Origin of the sequence: Endozoicomonas sp. NE40, from assembly GCF_040549045.1 — a bacterium.
Classification (GTDB): domain Bacteria; phylum Pseudomonadota; class Gammaproteobacteria; order Pseudomonadales; family Endozoicomonadaceae; genus Endozoicomonas_A; species Endozoicomonas_A lisbonensis.
Map to the genome: position 1 here is coordinate 1,096,779 of NZ_JBEWTB010000002.1, position 12,466 is coordinate 1,109,244.

Genomic DNA, 12,466 nt, shown 5'->3' on the forward strand with positions numbered 1-12,466 from the left:
GCCAGGAGTCCGACCTGTGCAACCGGTTTCATGCGCCAGGTCATATCAGCACCGCCTGCAAAAGTGTTATAACGTCTGTCATCATCCCGACCTCTATAAATTTCAAAATAAACCGGAGAATGTCAGATATGCTGTATGGACTGGATATCGGCGGCACCAAGATGGAGCTGACTGCCTACAACGACCGCTACGAAAGAACGTTCAGCAAACGCATCCCAACACCTGTCGACAACTACGACTCTTTCAGACAAAGCATACAGACCCTGATTCAGGAAACCGATGAGCAACTCAACGTAAGGGGCTGTGTCGGCATTGGTATTCCGGGCTTTATTGAACCGGATTCCGCAAAAGCAGTGATTGCCAACATCCCATGCGCCAATGGTAAAAACCTTCAGTCCGACCTGGAATACATACTGAACCGACCCATTAAAATAGAAAACGACGCCAACTGCTTTACTATCTCAGAAGCTATTGGCGGTGCCGGTGAAGGTTTTGACACCGTGTTCGGAGTTATTCTTGGCACAGGCTGCGGCGGCGGAATTTATGTACAAAAACGGATTTATGCCGGTCGCAACAATCTGGCTGGCGAATGGGGCCATACCCCTCTACCCTTTCAGGCACTGGAACTGGGAGGCCCTGACTTCCCCGTTATCGATTGCGGCTGTGGCCTGCGGGGCTGTCTGGACAATTATCTGTCAGGCCGGGGACTGGAAATCATTTATAAGCACTTTTCAGGCAGACATGCTGAAGGCAAAGAGATTGTGCAACTCTATCGCCACCAGGATAGCGACGCCGAAAAGGCCGTCAACCTTTACTCAGAACTTCTTGCCTGTGGGCTCGGAAGCCTGACCAATATCCTTGATCCGGGCGTCTTTGTTGTGGGCGGAGGACTGTCTAATTTTGATGAACTTTATGACCTGATCCCACCACTGATGAAACAATACACGCTTAAGATTGGCAAACTACCCGAAGTGCGAAAAGCCCGGTTTGGTGACGCTGGCGGCGCTCGTGGGGCCGCCATGTTAAATCATTAACCGTTATAACCATGCGGTAGCAGGAATAACTGCTACCCATTTGCGCGAAACAATCTGAACAAAAATAATTCTTTTTTACAATCAACAAATACTAACTACGCTTACCTCTGATTACACATAAGATATCAAAGGGATAAAGCATTATGGCGCTCTTTCCGAAGTGTCTGCGGCGAATTACAACATTAATTCTCGTGTTAAATGCAGCCACTTCCGGCTTCGCCTTTGCTCATGATGGTCATAATTCAGCCATCAATTTCCAAAAAGTCAGCAAAAAACATATCGACTGCCATACATCAATGCAGTCAATCATCCAGACAAACCAGGATTATCTGCCCCCAGGTATGCGATGCATCACCACGACGGAAACACCAACAGAAACTATCGTTGAACAATCAACCGTCACCAGCCACGGCATTGAATACGATTGCTCATTTACCCCTGCCGATCATAGTAATGGTACGCTGCTCAGCAGTTGCAACGGCATAGTGCAAGCCAATATACCTAATTCCACCCCAGCAAAACGCCATTATCATGCACCAGGGCATTTTGTACTTGAAAGACACTTGTCAGAAAAAGCTGCCGAAGTCCCCAGCCAAACCCTCCTAAACATCCTGATCACCAGCAAAAGGCTTATTATTGACTATGCTTATTACCCTCTTGGGAACGCCTTTGAGCTTTACTGCCATATATGGAAAAAACCATTCAAAATATGGAATCGCTATTCCAGCAGTCTTATGACCGTTGCCAGTCAAGTAAAAACAATAAACAGCCTCGGTGTTCGCCATCAGAAAAACCCTGTCCAGCGACTATGGATCAATATTCTTGATAGCTCAAAGCTTGTTTTACTCAATGCATGGAATGTGTATGAAATCGTCAAGCACTTTGTACATTTCTCCAACATACAACACACTCACGAGTTTTCAGAAAGAGAAACCACCATCCAACTGGGCAGCGCCTCCCTTGAACTTTACGAAGAACATGAAGATTTTCTGGATGCCTTAAAAAGCATGCCTACCATCGCCAGAGACAGCCTTGAAGACTTAGCCCTGTACTCACTCATTGTATACAACGGCTATGAAGCAATAAATGGGATGCCAGAAGGTAAATCTATCACCAGTTATCTTTATGAGCTTGCCCAGAATGGAGTGCTTTATCTGCTGAATGTTCCCAGTAGTCGATACAGAGATTACAACAACCACTTAAAAGCCCCCACGGGGATCTCTTCTCAGCCACCAGTCAGAGGGCCTGAATTAACAGTCCCTCTGGTAAGAAGCTACCATGACATCCGGTATTACTGATGAAATATCCAGCCTTATCAGAGTTTGCCCCATAAATTTCAGGCATAAAAAAACCAGTCACACTGGACTGGTTTTTTGTATATTGGAGCGGGAAGCGAGACTCGCCCTTGCTATAAAGAGACGACCCCAACCCTGCCAGAAGCTGCCCCATAAATTTCAGGCATAAAAAAACCAGCCACACTGGACTGGTTTTTTTGTATATTGGAGCGGGAAACGAGACTCGCCCTTGCTATAAAGAGACGACCCCAACCCTGCCAGAGGCTGCCCCATAAATTTCAGCCATAAAAAAACCAGTCACACTGGACTGGTTTTTTGTATATTGGAGCGGGAAACGAGACTCGCCCTTGCTATAAAGAGACGACCCCAACCCTGCCAGTGGCTGCCCCCATAAATTTCAGCCATAAAAAAACCAGTCACACTGGACTGGTTTTTGTATATTGGAGCGGGAAGCGAGACTCGCCCTTGCTATAAAGAGACGACCCCAACCCTGCCAGAGGCTGCCCCATAAATTTCAGCCATAAAAAAACCAGTCACACTGGACTGGTTTTTTGTATATTGGAGCGGGAAACGAGACTCGAACTCGCGACCCCAACCTTGGCAAGGTTGTGCTCTACCAACTGAGCTATTCCCGCACAAGTATTTAACGACTCTACAGTCCTATCCTTTAGAAAAGAATAGTGGCATCCCGTAGGGGACTCGAACCCCTGTTACTGCCGTGAAAGGGCAGTGTCCTAGGCCACTAGACGAACGGGACACATTCTACAACCAGAGTAAAACTCTAACTGCTGAAATTTGGTGGAGCCTAGCGGGATCGAACCGCTGACCTCAACACTGCCAGTGTTGCGCTCTCCCAGCTGAGCTAAGGCCCCAAACCTTGTTTGCTGCATTATGCCGTTTTTTCATTTGAAATCAAGTATTTGTTGATCTCTTTTGACAACATCGTTGGCAGCGAACGAGGCAAAATAATAGGGATTTGCGTTATCACTGTCAACCGCTAGTTGCTTTTTAAGTTATCTGGTTTTGCCCCCCAGGCTTTCAGAAAATTCAGATAGTTTCCGCGTAGCTTATCCCTTAACCCGTTACCATCAGGGCTTCGATAAACAAATCTTGCGCGCTCAAGAACCTTCGAATCCACAGGCGTACGAAAGTCAGGCATCTCATCACCGATAACGCTGATAATCCTCTTTGCCACATCTTCCGGACTGGCACCTTGCGCAAGGCGATCCACCATCATGCGTTTCAGATTACCCGTCTGCGCTCCAGCACCATCCCCCTGCACTTTCGCTGACCCAATAACAGCACTTTTTCCAATATTGGTATTAGTAGCCCCAGGCTCAAAAACCACGACTTTGACCCCATAGTCCTCAAGATAAGAAGACTGCCCAAGCGACATAGTTTCAATAGCAGACCTGGTTGCCGAATAAGACTCCATCAACCCTCTTGGCTCAAAAGCCTGTGAACTGCTGATATTCACAACCAGTCCGGATTGACGTTTGCGCATATAAGGCAGGACAGCACGAGTCGCCCTTGCATAGCCGACCACATTCACATTTAACATATCCAAAAGCTGGTCCGGCTCAACACTCTCCACAGAGCCAACAACCATATAGCCTGCATTATTAACCAGAACATCAATTCCCGACTCCCGGTCTCCAATCATTTTTATTGCAGCATCCACTGAACGCGTATCAGCCGGATCCATTTTAATCAATGAATAACCGTTATAGTCACCAACCAGACCAGTCTGCCGCGTAGTGCCATAAACCTTATAGGCTTTATCAGCTGCCAGCTCTTCCACCAAGCTTTTGCCAATACCAGAAGAAGCTCCGGTTACAATGACAACCTTTGCCGCATCATTAGCCTGCAGCAAGCTTCCCAGCAATAACAACCCAAGCAGCCAAAAACGCATCTTCATTCTTTGGTTCTCATTTGTAATTTTTGATAAAGAAAATAGCAGTGATTAAAGAAGCTGGCTGAGATAAAGGAAAATTAACATTTCTGAAACGCAAAAAGCCCAACGCATTTAAGCGTCGGGCTTTCTGTAGAGAAAAATGGCATCCCGTAGGGGACTCGAACCCCTGTTACTGCCGTGAAAGGGCAGTGTCCTAGGCCACTAGACGAACGGGACACAACTCTGTGTCTTTATGTTTTAGAACATAAAGCCTAATCTGGAGCGGGAAACGAGACTCGAACTCGCGACCCCAACCTTGGCAAGGTTGTGCTCTACCAACTGAGCTATTCCCGCATAAGTATTTAACGACTCTACAGTCAAAAATGGCATCCCGTAGGGGACTCGAACCCCTGTTACTGCCGTGAAAGGGCAGTGTCCTAGGCCACTAGACGAACGGGACACAATTCTGTGCCTTTATGTTTTAGAACATAAAGCCTAATCTGGAGCGGGAAACGAGACTCGAACTCGCGACCCCAACCTTGGCAAGGTTGTGCTCTACCAACTGAGCTATTCCCGCATAAGTATTTAACGACTCTACAGTCAAAAATGGCATCCCGTAGGGGACTCGAACCCCTGTTACTGCCGTGAAAGGGCAGTGTCCTAGGCCACTAGACGAACGGGACACAATCTCTTGCTTCTTTATGTTTTAAAACATAAAGCCTGATTTGGAGCGGGAAACGAGACTCGAACTCGCGACCCCAACCTTGGCAAGGTTGTGCTCTACCAACTGAGCTATTCCCGCGTTGAAGATTTTTAAGACCTCTTCGAAGTCTGGGAAACGAGACTCACTCTCTACCCAGAGGCGACCCCAACCTTGGCAAGGTTGTGCTCTACCAACTGAGCTATTCCCACATAAGTATTTTGAGACTCTTCAGTCTTGAAAATGGCATCCCGTAGGGGACTCGAACCCCTGTTACTGCCGTGAAAGGGCAGTGTCCTAGGCCACTAGACGAACGGGACACAATCTCTTGCGTCTTTATGTTTTAAAACATAAAGCCTGATTTGGAGCGGGAAACGAGACTCGAACTCGCGACCCCAACCTTGGCAAGGTTGTGCTCTACCAACTGAGCTATTCCCGCATTGAAGATGTTTTGAGACTTCTTCGAAGTCTGGGAAACGAGACTCACTCTCTACCCCGGAGGCGACCCCAACCTTGGCAAGGTTGTGCTCTACCAACTGAGCTATTCCCGCATAAGTGTTTAACGACTCTACAGTCAAAAATGGCATCCCGTAGGGGACTCGAACCCCTGTTACTGCCGTGAAAGGGCAGTGTCCTAGGCCACTAGACGAACGGGACACAATCTCTTGTGTCTTTATGTTTTAGAACATAAAGCCTGATTTGGAGCGGGAAACGAGACTCGAACTCGCGACCCCAACCTTGGCAAGGTTGTGCTCTACCAACTGAGCTATTCCCGCAAAGTGGAAGCAATTTAACGACATCTTCAGGTCAAAACGTAATCAGTAATTACCATTAGCTGACTGCGTTAAAGGAAGTGGCATCCCGTAGGGGACTCGAACCCCTGTTACTGCCGTGAAAGGGCAGTGTCCTAGGCCACTAGACGAACGGGACGCAAAATCATCTTCATACTTACCGTATAAAGATGCTCTTTTTCATAAAGAGTGGTGGAGCCTAGCGGGATCGAACCGCTGACCTCAACACTGCCAGTGTTGCGCTCTCCCAGCTGAGCTAAGGCCCCAATAGTCATGAACTTGCATAACAAAAGCGTTTATCCAGAAGGCTGTGCAACTCGTTGTGAGTGGCTGCCCCCGAAACGCAGGGCGAATGATATGGATGCCCCCCTATCCTGTCAAGCATCACTTATGAAAAAACTCATGGTCGTTTCAAATAGTTATAAACAAAGCCTTGCCATATGCGCTCTGCAATCGGGAATCTAATTTGTTCTTATATTTTGAATGACGCGGGGAAGAGACCGACATACCGTCGATCTCTTTTTTCACTCCAACTTCTATATAGAAGCAATAAGCGACATCAGGACTCTTCTGTACCAAGCGCTTTAAACGCTTTCTCCAGTCGCTTGCCTTCTTTCTTGGATACACCACCTAGAACAGCAACGGCATGACGCAGACGAGCACGGGTCATATCTGCGCCCAGAATTTCCATGGAGTCCATAACTGACCAGGAGTTTGGTGTTCCGGCAATCGCAACAAAGATAGGATGGTTAAAATCACCCAGTTTCAGACCCATCTCCTTGGAGAGTGTTTTGATCTCGTTAAAGATATTGCTCTTGTTCCACTGACGCAGCTGCTCAAGACGCCACAGGGTAAACTGCAGAACCTTTTTCACTTCAGCTTCTTCCAGCTTTTTGTGGGCAAAATCTTCAGCTGTCAGATCCAACATACCGGAGAACATGAAAGCCGCCATTGGCGCAAAGTCGCTCAGTCGCTCAACACGACCCTGGGCAAATGGCAGGAACTTCATAATGAAATCTTTATTCAGCAGCCAGTTGTGCAGACGATCCGCAAACTCTTCAGTACTCAGGTCTTCACGAATCCAGCTGGCATTCAACCAGGACAGCTTTTCCTGATCGAAAATAGGGCCGCCCAGAGATACACGACTGATGTCGAAGCTTTCCATCATTTCCTTCAGGCTGAACTTTTCCCGCTCATCAGGCATGGACCAACCCATACGACCCAGGTAGTTCAGCAGGGCTTCAGGCAGATAACCTGCATCACGATAGTACGTAATACTGGTAGGATTCTTGCGCTTGGACAGTTTGCTTTTGTCCGGGTTACGCAGCAGCGGCATGTGACACAGCGCCGGCATTTCCCAGCCAAAGTATTTATACAACAGTTGATGTTTAGGTGCAGAGTTAATCCACTCTTCGCCACGGATAACGTGAGTGATTTCCATCAGATGGTCGTCTACTACGTTAGCCAGGTGGTAAGTTGGCATACCGTCGCCTTTCACCAGCACCTGCATATCCACCTGAGACCAGTCGATTTCGATAGTGCCACGCAACATATCTTCAACCTTACAGGTACCTTCTGCAGGAATCTTCATGCGTAGAACATGCTCTTCACCCGCTGCCAGTCTGGCCTGAACCTCTTCTTCGCTCAGGTGCAGGCAGTGGCCATCATAACCCGGTGCCTGCTTGTTAGCGGTCTGCTCTGCACGCAGGGCATCCAGCCGCTCAGAAGAACAGAAGCAACGGAATGCATGGCCTTTATCCAGCAGAATCTGAGCATGCTCAGCGTAAATTTCACGACGCTCACTCTGCCGGTATGGACCTTTGTCACCGCCAATATCCGGACCTTCATCCCAGTCCAGACCCAGCCAGCGCAAAGAGTCCATAATCTGTTGTTCTGACTCAGGCGTACTGCGAGCCTGATCAGTGTCTTCAATACGAAGCAGGAATTGACCGCCCTGACTCTTGGCAAACGCCAGGTTAAAGAGGGCAATATAAGCGGTGCCTACATGAGGGTCGCCGGTAGGAGACGGCGCAACACGGGTACGAACTGTCATCGGAATCCCAGTCAGAGGAATTAAAAACGGTGCATTATAGCGAGAGAGGAGGGGCAAACCCAATAAATAAACGGGCAGAAAGGCATATCGGGCAGATACGCTCTTTCAACCAGGGTTTCTACAGAATTATTTACAGACTCCGATCTATTTAGCTTTCTTGTGAAGGCGCTGTATCACTCTCTACGAAATACTCTTCCAGTGGACTGATAACGCGTTTGATTTCTTCAATAAATTCTTCCCCCACAGCTGTTTCTCCTCTAAGTTTTCTTTCAGACGCTCCCCTGAATTCTTCAATGAAAGACTCCAGAGGTTTTTTTAAAGGCAACAAAATATGCACATGCCTCCAGGTCTGCTGATCGTCAGAGAGCGCCGGACCTTTACCACCGCTGTTAGTGTCTTTCAGCATTTCAGTTTCATATGGGAACTGCTGTCTCCTCAGGTGCTGCTCATAATTTAAGGAATTAAGATGTTCTATGAGGTAAACCATAAAATCCAGATCCTTTTCCGCAGACGGCTTATCCCGACCAGACACTTGTTTAGAACACTTGTCGAGCAAACTGGGAAGCTCCTTGACCAACAGCCTGACAGCAAGGTGATGGTTAATCTGAATACCTCCAACAGAGGCTTCTGGCAAGTGCTGCCGCAACCCGTCTGACAGAGCCAGCAGTCGCTCCTGACCAATTTTCAGCGCTTTAGGTTCGGGAGGCAGTGACGGATCCAACCAGTTGTCAGGACGCAGCTCCGGACTGAAAACAGCTTCGATATAGCTATGACTCTTCAGACTTCTGTCATCTTCAAGATACCTTTTGAGCTGACCTGAAAAATCATTTTCATCACAATGACTGATCAGTTCCCGCAAACGCTCCAACTCAGCCTCAGCCTTTTGACAATGCCCGATTTCATCAATGGCTTTCTTAAGCACCTTAAATTCTCCACCTCCTGCTATCACTTCATTCCGACTTTCCCGGTGACGATGTAAGCACATGGATAGATGATCAAGACATTCTGATACCTCTTTAAGCTGTATGCGTCTGGAAGATTTATCAGGCTCACCCTCCTCTGGTTGCAGCATATTCATCAATACAGACTCAATGATCAGCATTAGCTGTGCTCCACTGACTTCATAGTGTCCCGTACGTTTGAGTACTTTCCTACCCCCTGATGATGCCTCCCCCCGAACTTTTTGCAGGTCACTTTCATCAGTCAACCCCAGAGTTGAAAGGGTTGTACCATTCACACATAAAAGATCAGGTGCATCGCTAATACCCGAACTTTTGAATTCGCGGAGAGACTGACTACTTCCAGGCAACTGAGCAGCCCACTCCCGGGAAGCTGACCCAACCTCTGAACCTTCGATTCTCTTCTGTTTATTTACAGGCTCGAAAGACTGACCATGGTCTTCCAGACCCGAATTTGAAGATCGCGATCTTTTTCCAGCGGTTACAGGCAGGCCATCCGAACTCTTCAATCCAGTCCACTTAAATTTATGCTTTGGTTGCAGTCTTTTTATATCAGCTATTTCTTCATCAACTGTCGAAAGCCGGTATTTCATGCACTCGTATTCAAACTCAGACAAATCTGAACTTTTAATAGCCTCTTCTTTATCCTGAAAAGCAACCAGCCAGTTATAAAGTCCATCATTTTTCTTGTATAAATCGGTTGCGGTTAATGATTCCCCCTTTCTAGTGGGAGCTACATTATCATTCCGAACGTTGTAGTAGGTAAAGTAGATACTACCAAGATCTTCTCCGTACACTTTTTTGTTCATCCAGGGGGGAACAAACGCTATCCTGCCAATCTTTTTCAGATAGTCGTCATAGTTTGCATCCAAAGCAGGTTTGAGATCCTTGTCTGCTTTCTTTAGCTTCCAGCCTTTGACATCAGGACTGACCACCAGCGGCAGGTGCCTCCAGTTTACAGGAAAAGTCCCAAATACATCATCCAGCCACCCGGCAATAATACCTTTTTGTTCTTCACTAAAGGCACCTGTCTCACAGGCTTTTTCAAGATTCATCAGAGCTATGATCATATCGTTGTAATTACGGCCGAAAGCATTAACCGTATTGAACAACGGCTTCCCGCCATCAACAAACTGGTTATAGATTTTACCCAGCGGAACCAGAATGCTGCTCCTATAACGTTCAAACCAGTCTGGACATTTATCCGGAAACCCAAACGCTTTTGCATCAACGTTTTTTAACTGAGAAACATAATATTCATGCAGAGGTTTTCCGGATACTGAAGAAGAGTGCTCAGCAGCAGGCATATAGCCAGAAACATCGGAACGAGAAGCATCAGGCAATGTCATATCACGCCCCTGATACTGAACCTTCTGTTTTTCCGCAGTTTTTTCAAATCTCGCTGAACAAGAAACAGCTGGCGATCCAGCCGGTTGAGTGCTTTCCATGACAATTCCTGTTTATCCATAATCCATTCATTGCCCTTTATGACTAAAAAATTCAATAAAAGTTCAACATTAAACTGGCGACAACCCTCCTTCATCTCCCACACCAAGGCCGTTCTTAACTGTTTTGGCAAAAAGCGCGTTTCTTGGCTATCTTTTCAGAACCCAACAAGCAGTAAGAAGTTAACACCCCTTGAGTTCACCCATTCTTTCGACGAGCCATCCCTTTATATCCGGCAACTGGCACAGAGCATGGCTGCTGATGGCGGCATTTGTGATAACAGCCATCATCGCGGGCTGCGGCTCACCAGTACCTTACACCATGAAAGAGTCACCGGAACCTCTGGCACAGGATGTCAATGAACTCAAAATGACCATGCTGACCGACATCGCCTCCATCATCTTCAGCGATAGCGAACTCAACACCGATGTTAAAACCAGTATCGCAAGACAGGCCATATCACCTCTGAGAAAAACGTCGGAAATCCAGATATCCGGAGCCGACAAGGTCACTCGTCCTGTTGCTGTTAGCTTCCAGAAAGCCTTTGAGCAAAGCCTGGTCAACATGATTAATGAATCAAAGATCACCCAGGTAACAGTGATCATTCACACCCGCAAACCCACAACACCACTGTGCAACCCGCCCGGTAAGGTTCTTACAGAAACACTCCCCCCTTCAATGAAGAGCGATACAGCAAGACGCAAAACCATTGAAGACCGAACCATTACTCTGCGAAGAATGGCAAAACAACCTGAGATAGATCTCTACGTCGCTTACATCCATAACGGTTTAAACAAGCGCTCACTGGAAGAGCAGGCTATCTATCGCAGTGAAGTAAGCAACCCTGAAAATACCAGCCTGCATGACTCCGAAATGGCTTGTACGGAAATGCCCGATGAAATCGTTGGCGCTTCTTACCTGATCACGACACGACAAGGTCACAAGCTGTACTTTGGCAACAACGGTGTACAGGCGATTGATGGCTCTGGCAATACACTATGGCGATACTGGTTTGGCGGACTGAACGATGCTGTGGTGAACAAGCGCTACAGAGAGGTTACAGACTATTTACGCAAGTGCGGTCTTGATCTGAAATTGTAAGAAAACTGGATAAAAATGCATAACAGCAGCTAGGTATTTGTACTCAAATCCACAAAGTTGCCTGTGCAGGCACGATGACAAAAGCGCCGAAGCACACTAAAATCTCGCCATTCATAATCCTCCCCACGTAAACTCTCAGGTAATGACATCACCATGGATAAAGTGATCGAAACCCCAGATGCGCCTCCAGCCATCGGCCCATACTCTCAGGGTATCCAGTTTGGTAACCTGATCATCACTTCCGGCCAGCTGCCAATCGACCCGGAAACCGGTGAGATGGAAGAAGAGACCAAAGCTCAGGCGCACCAGTGCCTGAAAAATGTAAAAGCGGTTCTTGAGGCGGCTGGCAGCAGCATGGACAAAGTGCGCAAAGCGACCGTATTCGTAAAAGACATGAATGACTTCACTGATATCAATGAAGTCTACAAGCAGTACTTCACTTTCCCATTCCCGGCTCGCAGCCTGGTGGAAGTGGCTCGTCTGCCCAAAGATGTTAAAGTCGAAATTGAAGTGATTGCTACCGCCGAATAAACGTCTGCGGTAACGTCATTGGCAGAGGGGGCTGAAAGCCCCCTGCTTCCATTACCACATCAGGTCGTCTGGAATCTCAAAGTCTTTGTACCAGTCTTCTTCCTCGCTGGTCAGCTCTTCCGCCGTATTATCATGAATAACCACTGCCTCTGGAATGCGTTCATTAATCTTTGCCGCCACAGGTGCAGGAATAACATGAAATACTTCACTGCCATCCGCTTCCTGCAGGATACCAATCGCAAATAAACCGCGACTCAAACGCTCCTGCATTTTGTCGGTAACATAAATTTTCTTGACCTTTTTATCGACTACGAAGTTGTAGCCAACTTCCCCCCCGTCACGAGACATGGCATTCGTTTCAATCAACTGCCGAACCTGAGCTTCAATGGCTTTCTGCTGACGCTCATCTTCAAGCTTGCGATTCAGTTCCCGGTCGCGTTCTGCCTGAGCTGCACGTTCTTTTTCCAGTTCAATACGGCGCTTATCCTGCTCCGTCATTTCACCGGATTTAACGGCCTGCTTCTTCTTCTTTTTGGTGGTCGTTTTCGCTTTCAGGGCCTGCTGCTTGGTCGCCAGGCCAGCTTTCATCAACTGATCTCGAAGGGACTTACTCATGAACTTCTCTACACTCTGCCATGCAGGACAGTTACCCAGCCTGCTGC

8 protein-coding genes and 17 tRNA genes are annotated in these 12,466 nt (G+C 47.5%); 4 read left to right on the plus strand and 21 right to left on the minus strand.

The annotated features are described in order from the left end of the window. Positions 1 to 128: 128 nt before the first annotated feature. Positions 129 to 1,034 carry an ROK family protein gene (locus V5J35_RS05790; protein WP_354010352.1) on the plus strand — a complete coding sequence of 302 codons (906 nt, stop codon included), beginning with the start codon at positions 129 to 131 and terminating at the stop codon, positions 1,032 to 1,034. A gap of 143 nt (positions 1,035 to 1,177) precedes the next feature. After that, positions 1,178 to 2,332 carry a hypothetical protein gene (locus V5J35_RS05795; RefSeq protein WP_354010353.1) on the plus strand — a complete coding sequence of 385 codons (1,155 nt, stop codon included), beginning with the start codon at positions 1,178 to 1,180 and terminating at the stop codon, positions 2,330 to 2,332. A 556-nt stretch (positions 2,333 to 2,888) separates the two neighbouring features. Here V5J35_RS05795 and V5J35_RS05800 read toward each other — a convergent pair. The 20 genes from V5J35_RS05800 to V5J35_RS05895 form a co-directional block, all read right to left on the minus strand. Further along, positions 2,889 to 2,964, minus strand: a tRNA-Gly gene (locus V5J35_RS05800). Positions 2,965 to 3,010: 46 nt separating this feature from the next. Continuing rightward, positions 3,011 to 3,086: transfer RNA gene (locus V5J35_RS05805), tRNA-Glu, on the minus strand. Between the two features lie 39 nt (positions 3,087 to 3,125). Then, a tRNA-Ala gene (locus V5J35_RS05810) sits at positions 3,126 to 3,201 on the minus strand. 125 nt (positions 3,202 to 3,326) lie between these two features. Next, positions 3,327 to 4,247 carry an SDR family NAD(P)-dependent oxidoreductase gene (locus tag V5J35_RS05815; RefSeq protein WP_354010354.1) on the minus strand — a complete coding sequence of 307 codons (921 nt, stop codon included), beginning with the start codon at positions 4,245 to 4,247 and terminating at the stop codon, positions 3,327 to 3,329. 137 nt (positions 4,248 to 4,384) lie between these two features. Beyond that, positions 4,385 to 4,460, minus strand: a tRNA-Glu gene (locus V5J35_RS05820). A 41-nt stretch (positions 4,461 to 4,501) separates the two neighbouring features. Next, a tRNA-Gly gene (locus V5J35_RS05825) sits at positions 4,502 to 4,577 on the minus strand. 30 nt (positions 4,578 to 4,607) lie between these two features. Beyond that, a tRNA-Glu gene (locus tag V5J35_RS05830) sits at positions 4,608 to 4,683 on the minus strand. Positions 4,684 to 4,724: 41 nt separating this feature from the next. Next, positions 4,725 to 4,800, minus strand: a tRNA-Gly gene (locus V5J35_RS05835). Positions 4,801 to 4,830: 30 nt separating this feature from the next. Further along, a tRNA-Glu gene (locus V5J35_RS05840) sits at positions 4,831 to 4,906 on the minus strand. 43 nt (positions 4,907 to 4,949) lie between these two features. After that, a tRNA-Gly gene (locus V5J35_RS05845) sits at positions 4,950 to 5,025 on the minus strand. A gap of 28 nt (positions 5,026 to 5,053) precedes the next feature. Then, positions 5,054 to 5,135 (minus strand) — tRNA-Gly (locus V5J35_RS05850). Between the two features lie 32 nt (positions 5,136 to 5,167). Continuing rightward, positions 5,168 to 5,243 (minus strand) — tRNA-Glu (locus V5J35_RS05855). Positions 5,244 to 5,286: 43 nt separating this feature from the next. Continuing rightward, positions 5,287 to 5,362, minus strand: a tRNA-Gly gene (locus tag V5J35_RS05860). Positions 5,363 to 5,393: 31 nt separating this feature from the next. Then, positions 5,394 to 5,472 (minus strand) — tRNA-Gly (locus V5J35_RS05865). A 32-nt stretch (positions 5,473 to 5,504) separates the two neighbouring features. Beyond that, positions 5,505 to 5,580: transfer RNA gene (locus V5J35_RS05870), tRNA-Glu, on the minus strand. Between the two features lie 43 nt (positions 5,581 to 5,623). Continuing rightward, positions 5,624 to 5,699, minus strand: a tRNA-Gly gene (locus V5J35_RS05875). Between the two features lie 78 nt (positions 5,700 to 5,777). After that, positions 5,778 to 5,853, minus strand: a tRNA-Glu gene (locus V5J35_RS05880). 51 nt (positions 5,854 to 5,904) lie between these two features. After that, positions 5,905 to 5,980 (minus strand) — tRNA-Ala (locus V5J35_RS05885). Between the two features lie 293 nt (positions 5,981 to 6,273). Further along, positions 6,274 to 7,767 carry a glutamate--tRNA ligase gene (gene gltX, locus V5J35_RS05890; RefSeq protein ID WP_354010355.1) on the minus strand — a complete coding sequence of 498 codons (1,494 nt, stop codon included), beginning with the start codon at positions 7,765 to 7,767 and terminating at the stop codon, positions 6,274 to 6,276. A gap of 148 nt (positions 7,768 to 7,915) precedes the next feature. After that, positions 7,916 to 10,075, minus strand: coding sequence for a hypothetical protein (locus V5J35_RS05895; RefSeq protein WP_354010356.1), 2,160 nt, complete (start codon positions 10,073 to 10,075; stop codon positions 7,916 to 7,918). Positions 10,076 to 10,364: 289 nt separating this feature from the next. Between V5J35_RS05895 and V5J35_RS05900 the strand changes: the two genes are divergently transcribed. Beyond that, positions 10,365 to 11,273: a hypothetical protein gene (locus V5J35_RS05900; protein WP_354010357.1), complete on the plus strand. Its 909-nt coding sequence runs from the start codon at positions 10,365 to 10,367 to the stop codon at positions 11,271 to 11,273. A gap of 153 nt (positions 11,274 to 11,426) precedes the next feature. Continuing rightward, positions 11,427 to 11,804: a RidA family protein gene (locus V5J35_RS05905; RefSeq protein WP_354010358.1), complete on the plus strand. Its 378-nt coding sequence runs from the start codon at positions 11,427 to 11,429 to the stop codon at positions 11,802 to 11,804. 51 nt (positions 11,805 to 11,855) lie between these two features. On the opposite strand, the gene V5J35_RS05910 is transcribed toward V5J35_RS05905, so the two are convergent. After that, the gene (locus V5J35_RS05910; RefSeq protein WP_354010359.1) at positions 11,856 to 12,419 is read right to left on the minus strand and encodes a DUF2058 domain-containing protein; all 564 of its coding nucleotides are present in this window, start codon (positions 12,417 to 12,419) and stop codon (positions 11,856 to 11,858) included. Between the last annotated feature and the right edge of the window lie 47 nt (positions 12,420 to 12,466).

What these genes read in the sequence shown, in the direction of transcription:
- V5J35_RS05790 (WP_354010352.1), top strand. Translation starts at nt 129, where the DNA reads ATGCTGTATGGACTGGATATCGGCGGCACCAAGATGGAGCTGACTGCC.
- V5J35_RS05795 (WP_354010353.1), top strand. Translation starts at nt 1,178, where the DNA reads ATGGCGCTCTTTCCGAAGTGTCTGCGGCGAATTACAACATTAATTCTC.
- V5J35_RS05815 (WP_354010354.1), bottom strand. Translation starts at nt 4,247, where the DNA reads ATGAAGATGCGTTTTTGGCTGCTTGGGTTGTTATTGCTGGGAAGCTTG.
- gltX (WP_354010355.1), bottom strand. Translation starts at nt 7,767, where the DNA reads ATGACAGTTCGTACCCGTGTTGCGCCGTCTCCTACCGGCGACCCTCAT.
- V5J35_RS05895 (WP_354010356.1), bottom strand. Translation starts at nt 10,075, where the DNA reads ATGACATTGCCTGATGCTTCTCGTTCCGATGTTTCTGGCTATATGCCT.
- V5J35_RS05905 (WP_354010358.1), top strand. Translation starts at nt 11,427, where the DNA reads ATGGATAAAGTGATCGAAACCCCAGATGCGCCTCCAGCCATCGGCCCA.
- V5J35_RS05910 (WP_354010359.1), bottom strand. Translation starts at nt 12,419, where the DNA reads ATGAGTAAGTCCCTTCGAGATCAGTTGATGAAAGCTGGCCTGGCGACC.